The 14287-nt window shown below is 73.8% G+C and carries 15 protein-coding genes; 8 read left to right on the top strand and 7 right to left on the bottom strand.

Annotation, left to right across the window (positions count from 1 at the left end):
* Window positions 1-284 precede the first annotated feature (284 nt).
* A complete protein-coding gene (locus tag ABT263_RS37275; RefSeq protein WP_352297968.1) occupies window positions 285-1019 on the top strand; it encodes a Mut7-C RNAse domain-containing protein in 735 nt (244 codons plus the stop codon).
* 54 nt (window positions 1020-1073) lie between these two features.
* Here the strand turns inward: ABT263_RS37275 and ABT263_RS37270 are convergent, their stop codons facing one another.
* Together ABT263_RS37270 and ABT263_RS37265 are read right to left on the bottom strand one after the other, a co-directional pair.
* Window positions 1074-1682 carry a TetR/AcrR family transcriptional regulator gene (locus ABT263_RS37270; RefSeq protein WP_352297966.1) on the bottom strand — a complete coding sequence of 203 codons (609 nt, stop codon included), beginning with the start codon at window positions 1680-1682 and terminating at the stop codon, window positions 1074-1076.
* 5 nt (window positions 1683-1687) lie between these two features.
* A complete protein-coding gene (locus tag ABT263_RS37265; protein WP_352297964.1) occupies window positions 1688-2383 on the bottom strand; it encodes a type 1 glutamine amidotransferase domain-containing protein in 696 nt (231 codons plus the stop codon).
* Window positions 2384-2631: 248 nt separating this feature from the next.
* Between ABT263_RS37265 and ABT263_RS37260 the strand changes: the two genes are divergently transcribed.
* The 4 genes from ABT263_RS37260 to ABT263_RS37245 all read left to right on the top strand — a co-directional run bounded on the left by ABT263_RS37260 (window position 2632) and on the right by ABT263_RS37245 (window position 6093).
* Window positions 2632-3537: a LysR family transcriptional regulator gene (locus ABT263_RS37260; protein WP_352297971.1), complete on the top strand. Its 906-nt coding sequence runs from the start codon at window positions 2632-2634 to the stop codon at window positions 3535-3537.
* 128 nt (window positions 3538-3665) lie between these two features.
* On the top strand, window positions 3666-5012 hold the full coding sequence (paaK, locus tag ABT263_RS37255; protein WP_352297961.1) for a phenylacetate--CoA ligase PaaK: 1347 nt from the start codon (window positions 3666-3668) through the stop codon (window positions 5010-5012).
* Window positions 5013-5108: 96 nt separating this feature from the next.
* The gene (locus ABT263_RS37250; protein ID WP_352297958.1) at window positions 5109-5501 is read left to right on the top strand and encodes an ArsR/SmtB family transcription factor; all 393 of its coding nucleotides are present in this window, start codon (window positions 5109-5111) and stop codon (window positions 5499-5501) included.
* Between the two features lie 208 nt (window positions 5502-5709).
* A complete protein-coding gene (locus ABT263_RS37245; RefSeq protein ID WP_352297955.1) occupies window positions 5710-6093 on the top strand; it encodes a VOC family protein in 384 nt (127 codons plus the stop codon).
* A gap of 12 nt (window positions 6094-6105) precedes the next feature.
* Here ABT263_RS37245 and ABT263_RS37240 read toward each other — a convergent pair whose 3' ends face one another.
* Window positions 6106-6681, bottom strand: a complete 576-nt coding sequence (locus ABT263_RS37240) for a histidine kinase (protein WP_352297952.1) — start codon at window positions 6679-6681, stop codon at window positions 6106-6108.
* A 145-nt stretch (window positions 6682-6826) separates the two neighbouring features.
* On the opposite strand from ABT263_RS37240, the gene ABT263_RS37235 reads away from it, so the two are divergent.
* Entirely contained in the window at window positions 6827-7327 is a 501-nt protein-coding gene (locus tag ABT263_RS37235; protein WP_352297950.1) for a DUF5990 family protein, read from the top strand.
* 111 nt (window positions 7328-7438) lie between these two features.
* Here ABT263_RS37235 and ABT263_RS37230 read toward each other — a convergent pair whose 3' ends face one another.
* A complete protein-coding gene (locus tag ABT263_RS37230) occupies window positions 7439-9745 on the bottom strand; it encodes a M9 family metallopeptidase (RefSeq protein WP_352297947.1) in 2307 nt (768 codons plus the stop codon).
* 179 nt (window positions 9746-9924) lie between these two features.
* Window positions 9925-10992, bottom strand: a complete 1068-nt coding sequence (tsaD, locus tag ABT263_RS37225) for a tRNA (adenosine(37)-N6)-threonylcarbamoyltransferase complex transferase subunit TsaD (RefSeq protein WP_352297943.1) — start codon at window positions 10990-10992, stop codon at window positions 9925-9927.
* A gap of 204 nt (window positions 10993-11196) precedes the next feature.
* On the opposite strand from tsaD, the gene ABT263_RS37220 reads away from it, so the two are divergent.
* Entirely contained in the window at window positions 11197-11799 is a 603-nt protein-coding gene (locus ABT263_RS37220; protein ID WP_352297941.1) for a superoxide dismutase, read from the top strand.
* 196 nt (window positions 11800-11995) lie between these two features.
* On the opposite strand, the gene ABT263_RS37215 is transcribed toward ABT263_RS37220, so the two are convergent.
* Window positions 11996-13234, bottom strand: coding sequence for a helix-turn-helix domain-containing protein (locus tag ABT263_RS37215; RefSeq protein WP_352297939.1), 1239 nt, complete (start codon window positions 13232-13234; stop codon window positions 11996-11998).
* On the bottom strand, window positions 13231-13557 hold the full coding sequence (locus ABT263_RS37210) for a putative quinol monooxygenase (RefSeq protein ID WP_352297936.1): 327 nt from the start codon (window positions 13555-13557) through the stop codon (window positions 13231-13233). The genes ABT263_RS37215 and ABT263_RS37210 overlap by 4 nt, the downstream gene beginning before the upstream one ends.
* Before the next feature lie 238 nt (window positions 13558-13795).
* Between ABT263_RS37210 and ABT263_RS37205 the strand changes: the two genes are divergently transcribed.
* Window positions 13796-14287, top strand: a 492-nt coding sequence (locus ABT263_RS37205; protein WP_352297933.1) for an ATP-binding protein, incomplete at its 3' end; no start/stop codon positions are given.

Genomic DNA, 14287 nt, shown 5'->3' with positions numbered 1-14287 from the left:
GGCTACAACCTCGCCGCCCTCCCCCTCGCCGCCACCGGCCTCCTGAACCCCATGATCGCCGGCGCCACCATGGCCTTCTCCTCCGTCTTCGTGGTGGGCAACAGCCTCCGGCTCCGGACCTTCCGCTGACGCCCGCCCGCACCGCCCGGCCGCTCCCCACTCCCCGACGGGTGGGGAGCGGCCGGGCTTCCCCGCGAGCGGGCCGGGGCCAGCGGCGCGGCGGCCCCGCCGCGGCCGTCGAAAAGTGCTGGCCGCCACCGCCCGCACGCTGGCATGCTGGCCGGGTGGAGAGACCGGAGATCTGGCTGAGCTTCGCCCCCGACCTGCACGTCTTCCTCCCCGCCGGGCGGCGGGCGGAGCGGTCCGCGCTGCGGACCGACGGGGCCGCGACGCTCGGACACGTGGTGGAGTCACTCGGCGTCCCGCTCACCGAGGTCGGCGAACTGCTCGTCGACGGGCGGCCGGTGGCCGCCGCGCACATCCCCGGGGACGGCGAGCTGGTGTCGGTGCGGGCCGTCCGGAGGCCGCAGGCATCGGCCGAGCCGCCCCGGTTCCTGCTCGACGTCCACCTCGGGACGCTCGCGCGCCGGCTGCGGCTGCTGGGCGTCGACGCCGCCTACGAGAACCCGGACATCGGCGACGCCGCCCTGGCGGCCCGCTCGGCCGCCGAACAGCGCGTGCTGCTGTCGCGCGACCGCGGCCTGCTGCGCCGCCGCGAACTCTGGGCGGGCGCCTACGTCTACAGCCATCGGCCCGCCGACCAGCTGCGGGACGTGCTCTCGCGCTTCGCGCCCCCGCTCGCCCCCTGGAGCAGGTGCACCACCTGCAACGGGACGCTGCGCACCGTCGCCAAGACCTCGGTGCAGGACCAGCTCCGGGACGGCACCGAGCGGTCGTACGACGCGTTCGCGCAGTGCACCGACTGCGGGCAGGCCTACTGGCGGGGCGCCCACCACGCGACGCTCGACGCCATCGTGGCCGACGCCCTCCGCGAGTTCGGCCCCCCGGTCGCCGCCTGAGCGCCCCGGCCGCCTGAGCCCCCCTGACCTCCGACGCGCTCACCGCGGGCCGGTTCAGGGGCGCAGCAGGCCCGCGGTGAGCGCGTCGGAGGCCGGGCCGAGGAGGTGCCGGGCGTTCGGCGCGGACTCCAGGCCGCGCACCAGGGCGAGGCCGATCTCGGCGGCCTCGGCCGGCCCCACCCGCGCGGACCGGCCCGGACCGGCGGGCGCGGCGGCGTCGGCGGGCAGTCCGGCCTCGGCGAACGACTCGGTGAACGACTCGGTGAACAGCCCGGTGAGCAGGACCCGCAGCTCGGCGCCGAAGGCGGCACACGCGGGGGCGAACAACCTGGCCCCGCCGTCCAGGAGTTCGGCGGTGTGCGGGGAGTCCCCGGCGAGGGTCAGGGCGAGGTCGAGCTTGGCGGCGAGCACGCCGCGGACGCGCTCGGCGTGGGGGGCGTCCGGCGCGGCGGCGGCCCGCCGGGCCCGCGCGAGCGCCTGCCGGTGCAGGCGCTCGGCGAGCCGGCGGAAGGCGTCGTCCTTGCCCCGGACGTACTGGTAGACCGCCGATCGGGACACGCCCATGGCACCGGCGATGTCGTCCATCGTGGTGCGCCGCACGCCGTACCGGGTGAGGCAGGCGTAGGCGGCGTCGAGGACTTCGTCCAGCCGGTCGGCGGCCACGGCCGTCAGGCCAGCTTCTTCAGCAGCTCGACGGCGAGCGGGGCGGCGGAGGCCGGGTTCTGGCCGGTGACCAGGTTGCGGTCGACGACCACCTTCGGGGCCCACGGCTCGCCCTCCTGGAAGTCCACGCCCGCCGCGACCAGGCGGTCCTGGAGGAGCCACTTCGCGTTGCCGGCCAGGCCGGCCTGGGTCTCCTCGGCATTGGTGAAGCCGGTCAGCCGGTAGCCGGCGAAGGCGTTGGAGCCGTCCGGCAGCCCGGCGGCCAGCAGCGCGGCCGGTCCGTGGCAGACCACGCCGAGCGGCTTGCCGGCCGCCAGGGCGGCGACCAGCAGCCGGCCGGAGACGGGGTCGACGGCGAGGTCCTCCATCGGGCCGTGGCCGCCCGGGTAGAAGACGGCGTCGTAGTCGGCGAGGTCCACGTCCTCCAGCCGCACGGGGTGGCGCAGCTCCACGAAGGTGTCCAGCGCGGCCGCGACCTTCGCGGCGCCCTCCTCGCCGCCGTTGAACTCGGGGGCCAGGCTGCCCGAGTCGACGGTCGGGATCACCCCGCCCGGGGTGGCGACGGTGACCGTGTGGCCCGCGGCCCGGAACGCCTCGTACGGGGCGACGGCCTCGTCGGCCCAGAAGCCGGTGGGGTGCTGGGTGCCGTCGGCCAGCGTCCAGTAGGTGGCGCCGGTGAGGACGAAGAGGATCTTCGACATGCTGGGGGCTCTTCTCTGCGGGAGGGGCCGTCGGGCCCGGTGGACGGTCTGACGCCCTGGATGCACTGACGTTTCCGGTCCGGACCGTCAGTTCGGCGATGGACCCGACGATAGGCCGGGTGTCCCGGGTGTCACCAATGGCTGATCCGATGGCTGCCATAGGCATTCCAATGGGTGCCGGGGAATAGGCTTGCCGGGTGAACCGCCCCGACGCCGAGGAGTCCGCCGTGCCACCGGTGCCGTCACCGCTGCCGGCCGGGCCCGCCGACCTGAACCTGCTGCGCACCTTCCTGGCCGTCCACCGGGCCGGGTCGTTCACGGCCGCCGCCCAGGTGCTGGGCCTCTCCCAGCCCACGGTGACCACCCAGATCCGGGCGCTGGAGCGCCAGGGCGGGCGCGAGCTGTTCGAGCGGCTGCCGCGCGGGGTGGCCCCGACGCCGGTCGCCGACGAACTCGCCGCCCGGATCGCCGGTCCGCTGGACGCGCTCGCTGCCGCCACCGGCCCCGGCGCGCGCCCCGAGGCCGAGGGCGAGCCGGTCCACCTGGCCGGGCCCGCCGAACTGCTCGGCACGCTCGTCCTGCCCGCGCTCGCCCCGCTGGTCGCCGGGGGCGTGCGGCTGCGGGTGACCGCGGGCCTGACCGAGCCGCTGCTGGAGGAGCTGCGCGCGGGCCGCCACGACCTGGTCATCGCGACGAGCAGACCGCGCGGGCGCGCCCTGTCGGCCGTGCCGATGGGCGACGAGGAGTTCGTCCTGGTCGCCGCGCCGGTCTGGGCCGAGCGCCTGGGCGGGCGGCTCGCGGCCGAGGGCCCGGCCGCCCTGCACGGGGTACCGCTGGTCGCCTACGCCGAGGACCTGCCGATCGTCCGCCGCTACTGGCGCCACGTGTTCGGCCGCCGGCTCGCCTGCCGGGCCGCCCTGACCGTGCCCGACCTGCGCGGGGTGGTCGCCGCGGTGGCCGCCGGCGCGGGCTTCGCGGTCGTCCCGCGCTACCTCTGCGCGGACCGGCTGGCCGACGGCCGGCTGGTGCTGCTGGACGACCCGGAGGACCCGCCGATCAACACCGGTTACCTCGTCGAACGCCCCGGCGCCGACCCGGACGGCCGGGTGGCCCGGGTCCGGGACCACCTGCTGGCGGCCGCCCGCACCTGGTGAGGGATCGCCGGCCGCCCGGGGCCGCGTCCCTTGACAGCCGGTTCGGGTGCTGGATTACTTGGCCCGTCGAACACTGACCGAATGATCGGTCGGCGGCTGAGCTGGGCGGAGACGGCGGAGGAGACGCGATGAGCGCAGGAACGACCGGCCCGAACCCGCCGGGCGGGCGCCGGGGGGAGCCGCTCCCGGCCGAGCTGCTCGACGCCGGGGAGCGGATGACCGCCGGGGAGCTGGCCGAGCACCAGCTGCGGCAGCTGCGGGCCACCCTGCGCCACGCGTACGACCACGTCGAGCTGTACCGGCGCAAGTTCGACGCGGCCGGGGTGGCCCCCGAGGACTGCCGCACGCTCGGTGACCTCGCCCGGTTCCCCTTCACCACCAAGGCCGACCTGCGGGAGAGCTACCCCTTCGGGATGTTCGCCGTCCCGGTGGAGGAGGTCCGCCGGATCCACGCGTCCAGCGGCACCACCGGCCGGCCCACCGTGGTCGGGTACACCGAGCACGACCTCTCGGTCTGGGCCGACGTGGTGGCCCGCTCCATCCGGGCGGCCGGCGGCCGGCGCGGCCACAAGGTGCACGTCGCCTACGGGTACGGGCTGTTCACCGGCGGTCTCGGCGCCCACTACGGCGCCGAGCGGGCGGGCTGCACGGTGATCCCCGCTTCGGGCGGGATGACGGCCCGGCAGGTGCAGATCATCCAGGACTTCCGGCCCGAGATCATCATGGTCACCCCCTCCTACCTGCTCACCCTGCTCGACGAGTTCGAGAAGCAGGGCGTCGATCCGCGGAGCACCTCGCTGCGGGTCGGCATCTTCGGCGCCGAGCCGTGGACGGAGGCGATGCGCCACGAGATCGAGGAGCGGATGGACATCCACGCCGTCGACATCTACGGCCTCTCCGAGGTGATGGGCCCGGGCATCGCCCAGGAGTGCGTGGAGACCAAGGACGGGCTGCACATCTGGGAGGACCACTTCTACCCGGAGGTGGTCGACCCGCTCACCGACCGGGTGCTGCCCGACGGCGAGAGCGGCGAGATCGTGTTCACCTCGCTGACCAAGGAGGCGCTGCCGGTCGTCCGGTACCGCACCGGCGACCTCACCCGGCTGCTGCCGGGGACGGCCCGGCCCGCCTTCCGGCGGATGGCGAAGGTCACCGGCCGCTGCGACGACATGATCATCCTGCGGGGGGTGAACGTCTTCCCGACCCAGATCGAGGAGATCCTGCTGCGCACCCCCGCCGTGGCGCCGCACTTCCAGCTCCGGCTCACCCGGCAGGGCCGGCTGGACCGGATGGCGGTCCGGGTCGAGGCCCGCCCGGACGCCGCGCCCGAGCAGCGCGAGGCCGCCGCCGCGGCGATCGCCCGGGGCGTGAAGGACGGCGTCGGCGTCACCGTGGAGGTCGACGTGGTGGAGCCGTACACCCTGGAGCGTTCGGTGGGGAAGATCCGCCGGGTGGTGGACCTGCGGGAGCGGTGAGGCCGCCGGCGGCCCCGAGGGCGCCGCCGTCCGCACAGCCGCCCGTGCCGCCGTCCCGCGCCGCGCGCGAACGGGTGAGCGCTCTACGATGTGGCCATGAGCGGGAGCGTGCGGCTGTCAGGTGCACATCGGTCGCAACAGCCGGTCGGCGGGCCGCGGCCGGACGACGCGAAGCGCCCGCCCGGCGACGAGCGGCTGGAGACCGCCGCCGCCGTCCTCGCGCTGCTCGCCGACCGCACCCGGCTCGCGCTGCTGCAGCGCCTGGGCGAGGGCGAGGCCGACGTGACCACGCTGACCGAGGCGTGCGGTGCGGCGCGGCCGTCGGTCAGCCAGCACCTGGGCAAGCTCCGGCTGGCGGGCCTGGTCACCACCCGCAAGGACGGGCGGCGGGTGGTCTACGCCCTGCGGCACGGGCATCTGCGCCGGCTGGTCAACGAGGCGCTCAACGTCGCCGACCACCAGATCAGCGGGCTGCCGCCGCACGACTGAGCCACCGCACGACTGAGGGCAGCACGACTGAGCCGCCGCACCCCGCGGCCGTGGTCCCGCGCCCGGCCGGTCCGTGACGGGGGGTCGGTCACCGGAAGGTGCCCCGGTCACCGGAAAGTGCGTTCTTCTCCGCCCGCGCCTCCCGTGCCTAGGGTGAGCGGGCGATCGGCGGCGAGTGCCGCCGCGGTCCGGACGATTCGGAGCACCCATGGCCATCCTGAAGACCTACGCCCGCCTCTGGGTGGACAGCCTCGACGAGGCCCTGCCGCTGCTGCGGACGCTCACCGGCGCCGAGCCCGACCTGCGACTGGGCTTCGAGGCCGTCGAGTTGGCGGCCGTCGGGGACTTCCTGGTGATCGCCGGGACGGCCGGGGAGCGCGCCCGGTACGCGCACGCCACCGCGACCGTCGTGGTCACCGACCTGGACGAGCTCCGGGCCACCCTGCTGGCCGCCGGGGCGGTGATCACCACCCCCGAGACGCCCGCGCCGACCGGCCGCTTCCTCTACGCCCGGCACGCCGACGGCGCCGAGATCGAGTACGTGGAGTGGACGGCGGAGCTGGTCCGGCGGATCGTCCGCCCCGCGCCGTAGCGCGGGCCGCCGTCAGGCCCCGGCGTCGCCCGCCCGCTGCGGCCCGTCCGCCGCGCCCGGCCCGCCGTCCGTGCCGGGGCCGTCCGGCCCGTCGTCCGCCGGGGTCTCGGCGCGCTCCTCGGCGGCGCGGACCTGCCCGGCGAAGTCCTCCGCGTCGATCCGCTCGACCGTCGCCCCGTGCCGGGCGGCGAACTCGTCGGCGGCGGCCGGGGACGCCTCGCGGATGTCCAGCACCAGCACCGCCGCTCCGTCGGGCACCCGCGGCGAGAGCACGATCAGCCCGGCCCCGCCGGTGGCGGCGCGGCCCTCCTCGGCGGCGTTGCCGAGCGCCGCGCCGGCCGCGAACCCGAGCAGCGAGCCGATCGGCCCGCCGAGCAGCCCGATCAGGCCGCCGACCACGCCCGACCCCACCGTGGCCACCCCGGCCCCGCGCGCGTAGCCGTCCTTGGTCTCCAGCAGGCCGTCGGCGGAGCGCTCCAGGACGGCGGCCTGCCGGAGTCCGGGCAGGTGCTCGGCCTCCTCGAACGCGGGCCGGCAGGCGGACGGGTCCGGGAAGGTGAGCAGGACGACGTTGTGCTGGTCGGTCATCGCGGTCCGATCGGGTCGGGGCTGTGTTTCCTGGCCTCCCATCCTGACGGCGGGCGGGCGGGCCTGCCACAGGAATGCGGGTGTCCCCGCGGCCCCCCGCCCCGGTGCGGACGCCGGGCCGGTCCGGCGCGCGAGGATGGTGCGCATGGCGAACACGAGCGTGCGGATCAGGATCGAGGCCACCGGCCTCCCGGGGCGCAGCTGCCCCGCGGCGCCGGGGTTCCCGGGCTACCAGGACATCCATGTCGCCGTGCAACGGCGCGGCCGGCCGGGCGAGTTGCTCGACCCGCAGCCGGGCGACGCGGCCCGGGCGGCCTGGACCCTGGAGTGCACCGCGAAGCCGCTCCCGTCGGGAGTGGACCTGCTCGGCCCCTACGTCCAGGGCGGTCCGGGGGCGCGGTTCGTCTACCTCTCCTGGATCGCGAGCGGCCGCACGGACGGGGTCGCGGCCGGGCCGGAGGGCTTCACGATGTTCCGCCGGGCCAAGCTGATGCTGGCGGCGGTCGATCCGGACACCGCCGACGCGGCCGTGCGCGGCGGCACCCTGGTGGCCCGGCTCGGGCTGACCGACGTCAAGGGGCACCCGCTCTGCGCCGCCGTCCGGCCGCCGCTGGTCGCCTGGTCCGCCGGGCCGGCCGGGGCCTGACGGCCGGTGCCGGGGCGTGGCGAAGGGCCCCGCCGGGAGCGGGGCCCTTCGCCGGCCGTGCCGGGTGCGAGCGGTGCCTACTGCGTGGTGCCTACCGGTACCGCCCGGTGCCTACTGGTACTGCGTGGTGACGGTGGCGCCGTTGAAGCCCTGCTGGGCGTAGAGGCTGAAGTAGACCCAGCCGGACGGCGGGTTGGTGATCGTCAGCGTCTCGCCGTTCCCGGCGTTGGCGGACTTCGCCAGGTAGGAGCCGGTGGTGGCCCAGCTGCCGCCGTTGTAGTACAGGTCGGCGTTGCCGGAGCCGCCGGTGGTGGTGACGGTCAGCTGCTTCACGCCGGCGGGCAGGTACAGGAAGCTGTAGCTGTAGTTGCCGGTGGCGGCGGCGACGTTGTCCCGGCGGCAGTTCTTGTCGAACTGGCGGGTGTCGGCGGCGCCGCAGAGCGGGGCCCGGTCGGCGGGCAGGGTGCCGCAGTTGTCGGCCGCGCAGGCGGTCAGCCAGCTCGCGAAGTCGGCGTCGTACCGGGTGCCGATGGTGGAGGTGAGCAGGGTGCGGGCGCCGGCCCAGTCGCCGACCCGGTACTTGGCGAGCAGCGCGTTGACGTCCTGCGGGTGCGACTGGAGCATGTACCGGACGGCCAGGTAGCCCCAGTTGTAGATCCGCGTCGAGTCGGCGTTGTCGTAGGTGGTGTCGAAGAGGGTGCTCAGCTTGTAGGTGCCCTTGCCGGCCTCGGTGATGGCGGCGGCGTAGCGCTCGCCGCGGTAGCTGTACGAGATGTACTCGGCGATGCCCTCGACCCACCAGATGGTCGGGGTGGTCATCCCGGCCTCGAAGTCACCGGCCATGTTGTAGCGGCCGTCGAGGTAGTGGGTGTACTCGTGGTTGAGGTTCCAGATCTGGAAGGCGGGGCGCAGCCAGTCGGCCTCGTGGGCGATGAAGCGGGCCTGGTTGCCGGCCGCGGCCGGGTTGCCCTCCTCGTACATGCCGCCGTTGTCGACCGCGATGTTGTACATGAGCCAGGCGTACAGCGAGTAGTTGTAGTAGTCGTCGAAGGCGACGACCTCCAGGCTGGTGTTCAGGTCGCCGGGGATCGGGCCGTTGTCCTTGATGACCTTGTGGAAGGCGGCGTCCTCGTTGACCAGGCTGGTGCAGGTGTCGGCCAGTTGCTGGGCCGTCATGTCCTGGGCGCGGATGCGCAGGTTGGCGTTGCAGGTGTGGTCGACGGTGAGCACCAGCGGGACGAGCCGCTTCGGCAGGTCACAGGTGCCGTAGACGGTGCAGTTGCCGGCGTCCTTCTTCTCGGTGAACCAGACCAGGTTCATGGTGAGCGGGCCGGTGGCGCCGACCAGCGGGTAGCGGTTGATCAGGTCCTTGACCAGGGGGCGGCCCTGGGCCCGGAGGCCGTCCACGGCGACCAGGTTGCCGAGCTGCATGCCGATCCGGGTGACGACGTCACCGCCGTTGAGCATCGCGCCGTTGCGGGTGACGAAGCCGGCCCAGGCGGTGGCGATCGACGGGTCGGCCTGGAGGGCGGCGACGAAGCCGCGGTCGCCGTGCTCCAGGTCGAAGCCGCTCTCGATGACCCACTCGACGTGCTGCACGGCGAGGTCCATCGAGGCCGGCCAGGTGCTGGTGTAGCCGGCGAGCAGCCGCTTGACGACGCCGGCGTACCGGCCGTTCTCGTGCGAGCTGTCGATCAGCGTGACGGCCTCGTTGAGGGTGGCGCCGTTGGCCTCGGTGACGTCCTGGCTGTGCGGGGCGGCGAAGAAGGCGTCCAGCGCGCCGCGGATCGAGGTCTGCAGCGGGGCGCCGTAGCCGCCGACGGAGGCGGCGTTGTTCTCCTGCACGTAGTAGCCGGCCCGCAGGAACATCACCAGCTGGCCGATCGAGGCGCTGTTGTTGCCCGCGTAGCCGGCCGAGGCGGTGCGCAGCGCGTCGGCGACGGTCACCATCTGGGCCTCGCGGAAGACCTTGCCCGCGTCCGCCCCGGTGAGGTTGAACAGCGGGTAGGTGCAGGTCACGTCGGGGAGCGCGGTGAGCTGCTGGACCAGTGCGCCGCCCGAGGCGCCGAGCACACCGGAGAGGTTGCAGTCGACGGCCGCCGGAGCCGCGGAGAGCTGCTTGGCGCTCTTGCCGTCGGCGGCCGGCGCGGCCTCGGTGGCCGGGTGGGCGGTGCTCGCCCTTCCGGTGCTCTCGGCGGCGAGCGGGCGGTCGCCGGTGCTCGCGTCGGGGGACTTGGGCACCGGGATCGCCTTCGGCGCGGCCGCCGGGGTGGCTCCGGCGGCGGCCTTGGCGGGCGCGGCCGGGCCGACCGGGGCGGCGTGGCTCTGGGGGGCGAACAGGCCGAGCGCGAGGAAGAAGGCCGCGCCGAGTGCGGGCACTCTGCGCAGGGTGGCCTTGGATATCCGGGAGGGACGCATCTGTGGGGGCCTCCAGGGCCGTTCGTGGCCGCGTTGTTGGGGACGCGACCGCCGATGTGTGACATGTAAAATGGCACATGTCGCACGGCGGCGGGAAGACCCCGGATCGGATTGCCCCCCGCCGCAACCGAAACGTTGTCAGGAGGCGGTCGGGGCAGGGGCGGCGCGGAGGGAGCGGGTCAGGCGGCTCGGGTCACCGCGAGCGGGGTGAGCGCCGCGAACTCCAGCGGGGCGGACGGGTCGATCGAGAGGTCGGCCGGCGCCGGAGCGGCGCCCGCCCGCACCAGCAGGTCGCCGATGGCGGCGACCATCGCGCCGTTGTCGGTGCACAGCCGCAGCGGCGGCACCCGCAGGGTGATCCCGGCCGAGGCGCAGCGCCGCTCGGCCAGCTCCCGGACGCGGGAGTTGGCCGCGACGCCGCCGACCACCACCAGGGTGGTGATGCCGTGGTCGGTGCAGGCGCGGACGGCCTTGCGGGTCAGCACGTCGGCGATCGCCTCCTGGAGCGCGGCGGCCGCGTCGGGGACGTTCGGCTCGCCGCCGGTGGCGCGCCGCGCCTCGACCCAGCGGGCGGCGGCGGTCTTGAGGCCGGAGAAGGAGAACGCGTACGGGTCGTCATGCGGCCCGGTGAGCGGGCGCGGCAGCCGGACGGCGCGCGGGTCGCCGTCGCGGGCGGCGCGGTCGACGGCGGGGCCGCCGGGGTAGGGCAGGCCGAGGATCCGGGCGACCTTGTCGAAGCACTCGCCGGCCGCGTCGTCCAGCGTGTCGCCGAGGTGGACGATCCGGTCCCCGGCGAGGTCGCGGACCAGCAGCAGGGAGGTGTGGCCGCCGGAGACGATCAGCACCACACAGGGGTTCGGCAGCGGCCCGCCGTCCAGTGTCGCGGCGGCGACGTGCCCGGCCAGGTGGTGGACCCCGTAGAGCGGGACGCCGAGCGAGAAGGCGTACCCCTTGGCGGCGGCCACGCCGACCTGGAGCGCGCCGGAGAGCCCGGGTCCGGCCGTCACGGCGACGGCGCCGACGTCGGCGAGGGTGAGCCCGGCCCGGTCGAGCGCCTCGCGGACCACCGGCGCCATCGCGTGCACGTGCGCGCGGGCGGCGATCTCGGGCACCACGCCGCCGAAGCGGGCGTGCTCGTCCATGCTGGACGCCACCGCCTGGCCCAGCAGGACGCCGTCGCGCACCAGACCGGCGCCGGTCTCGTCGCAGGACGATTCGATCCCCAGCACCACCGGCGATCCGGCCACCCTCGTCCACCCGACCTTCGTTGCTCCGACTAGTACTGCACTGGTTACGCAGTTGCGACCATTGTGCAATAGGTGTGGCAGGGGGTATCCCTCGGGGTGTGAGGAATATGCAGGAGCCCATGCTTCGTTTCTGCAACTGATACGCAATAGTGTGTTTCCGGCACGATCGTCATCGTTGAACTCGCCGAAAGGGGCCGTGTCCTGATGGGCACCTACACGCTTCCCGACCTGCCGTACGACTACTCCGCGCTGGAGCGGGCGATGTCCGCAGAGATCCTGGAGCTGCACCACTCGAAGCACCACGCGGCGTACGTCAAGGGCGCCAACGACACCCTGGAGCAGCTCGCCGAGGCGCGCGACAAGGAGCAGTTCGGCGGCTTGGTCGGCCTGCAGAAGACCTTCGCCTTCCACCTGTCCGGCCACGTGCTGCACTCGCTCTTCTGGGAGAACCTCTCGCCGGAGGGCGGCGACCGCCCCGAGGGCGCGCTGGCCGACGCCATCACCGAGCACTTCGGCGGCTTCGAGGCCTTCAAGAAGCAGCTCACCACCGCCACCACCGGCGTCCAGGGCTCCGGCTGGGGCATCCTCTCCTGGGAGCCGCTGGGCAAGCGCCTGATCGTCGAGCAGGTCTACGACCACCACGGCAACGTCGGCCAGGGCACCACCCCGCTGCTCGCCTTCGACGCCTGGGAGCACGCGTACTACCTGCAGTACCGCAACGTCCGCCCGGACTACGTCACCAAGCTCTGGGACGTCGTCAACTGGCAGGACGTCTCCACCCGCTTCGCGGCGGCCACCGCGGCCTGACCCGGCGCGGGCGGTGGTGCGACGGCCCCGGACCGCGTGCGGTCCGGGGCCGTCGGCCGTTCATCTGCGGGCGCCGTCCGCGATGCGGGAGGCGACGGTCAGCCGGCTCGGATCACCCGTCGAGTGCGCGTCCGCCGGCAGCCGCCTGACCGGATCCTCGACCTCGATGGTCAGCCCGCGATGGCCCGTGATCCCGTCACCCCGCCGCGTTCGTGCGTTTGGCGAGCTTCACCAGCTCCGGTGGTGCGCTTCGGCCTGCGACGAGGATGAGTTCACGGATGGTCTCCCGTGCCGCCACGTAGGCCCGGACGTTCTCCGGGGCCAGCTCCTCGGCGCGCAGCAGGCAGTCGAGGGCCTCGCCGAGGTGGCGCCTCTGCGCGTGCGCTCTTCCGAGGTCGATCAGGAGCCTGGACCTCCGCTCGGGCGAGAGTCGCCCGGCGTCGATGCGGTGGCCCAGGTCCAGGGCCTCGCCCGCGTCGCCGAGGTCGACGGCCGTCGAGACGGCCTGGATCTCGACATTGGTGGGGCCGAACTCCAGATGGAAGTCGTTGCGGTCCTCGCCGAGTCGAGCCGCGACCGCGCGGGCGTCGTCGAGTTCGTTCCGTGCCCGGTCGCGTTGGCCGGCGCGAGCCGCGGCCAACGCGAGAACCAGGTGGAGAGCGCCGAGTACGGAGAGCGCCTCCGGCGGCGGGTCGGTTGTCGAGACGTATGACCGCAGGGCGGCCACCGCACCTCCGGCTGCGTGTTCTGCCTGGTCCAGTCGCTGTAGCCGGACGAACGCGTGGGCCAGCCGATAGATGCCGGCGAACACGTGCAGGGGCTGCCCGGACTTCTCGGCCGCTTGGACGGCTCGATCGGCTGCCACCCACGCCGCATCGGCTTCGTCCTGGCGGACGAACGCGGCTGCGACAGCCTGGTAGGCCTGGCTGAGGAGGATGTGGACCGCTGGGCGTGCTGCCGGGGCCACCGTCCGTGATGCCCTTTCCAGTCGTGGCATGACATCGGCGATGGCCGTACTCAACTCGGCGAATCGCGCGCTGTGTGTCAGGTCCCAGAGGTCCTGGACGGCGACGGTGAGCTCGTCGAGGTCGGGATCTTCCGGCAGGACGCTCTCACCGAGCAGCAGATCGAGAGCTGGATGCCCCGAGAGCGACAGCCGCACCAGGTCAAGGTCGTTGGACCGGTCCCCGGTCGAGAGCGCGGGTGCAGCGGGCGAGGGCGCCTCGGGCCGCAGCGTCTGAACGGACACGCCGAGGCCGTTCGCCAGCAACTGGAGGACGTCGAGGCGGACTACCGGCTGAACACCCCGCTCGACCTGCGACACCCAGCTGGCGGTTCGGCTGATGGCAGCGGCGAGTTGTTCCTGCTTCAGTCCGCGACTCTTACGGAGCTGGGCGACCCGGGCGCCGAAGGCCCGCCGCTCCTCAGGGCTCACCGGGCGGCCGGGTCGCCGGACGAGCCCTTGCCGGCGATCTCGTCCAGGAACGTGACCTCGAACGATTCGAGGTACTGGCCACGCTCTGCCAGGAACCGGCGGACGTGCGGTTGGCGTTCATGCGCCTCGAACGCTTCGCGGTCGGCGTACAGCTCGTAGAAGACTCGAACGTGTGGTTCCTCCGGCACCGCGTGGTTGACGTAGACGAGGGTGCCGGGCTCCTCGGAACGAATCCCTTCGAGCGCCTCCCCCGCCAGCTCGTCGAAGGCCTGGGCCGCCGCCGCGTCGCGAGCGACGAAGCGCACAACAAGACCGAATCCCATGGAACTCCCCTTCCTGTATCGGCTGAGTCTTGCACGACTCGATGAAGGACTGCGAGTAGCAGGTCTTCTTGACTCGCAGATTCTCTGTGACTACTTTGGGTCGCGACTCAGTTGCTGAGTGCGACTGATGGAGTTTCTTCTCGCCGTCGTCCACCGGCGGCCACTACCCCGTGGGTGGATCGGAGGGCCGTTGGCGCTCCGATCCACCCGGAGCGATGGAGGAGCAACGGGGTGGAACATGATCGTCAGTCCGCTCGGCACCGCGCGGTTTCCGGTTCCGTTGGAGTGGGGTGTACCGCCGGGGGTGGAGGCGGTACCGGCGGCGCGGCGGATGGTGATGGCGATCGTGCGTGACTGGGGTGTGCCGCTCCCACCCGATGCGCTCCAGGACGTGGAACTCTGTGCGAGCGAGGTGATCGCGAACGCGCTGGTGCACACCGCGGAGCGCTGCGTGGTGACCGTCCGGCGTCGTGCCGGACGGTTGCGGGTGGAGGTCGCCGATGGGTCCGTGGTGCTCCCGCGACAGGAGCGTGACGCCGAATCGTGCGGTGGGCGCGGACTGTTGTTGGTGGAGGCGTTGGCGCACGCCTGGGGGTGGCAGCCGGTGGGCGCGGGCAAGGTGGTCTGGTTCGAGTTCCTGGAGAGTCGTGAAGCGCCGTGCCCCACCCGCGGGTGGGCGGCGCCGTCCAGCACCGCGGCGGGCTCGGCCTTCGGGAACGCCGGGCCGTCC

Source organism: Kitasatospora sp. NPDC001603, from assembly GCF_040298365.1.
Lineage (GTDB): Bacteria > Actinomycetota > Actinomycetes > Streptomycetales > Streptomycetaceae > Kitasatospora.
Note: the sequence above shows the minus strand (reverse complement) of the source record. Positions and strands in the feature narration are given on the sequence as shown.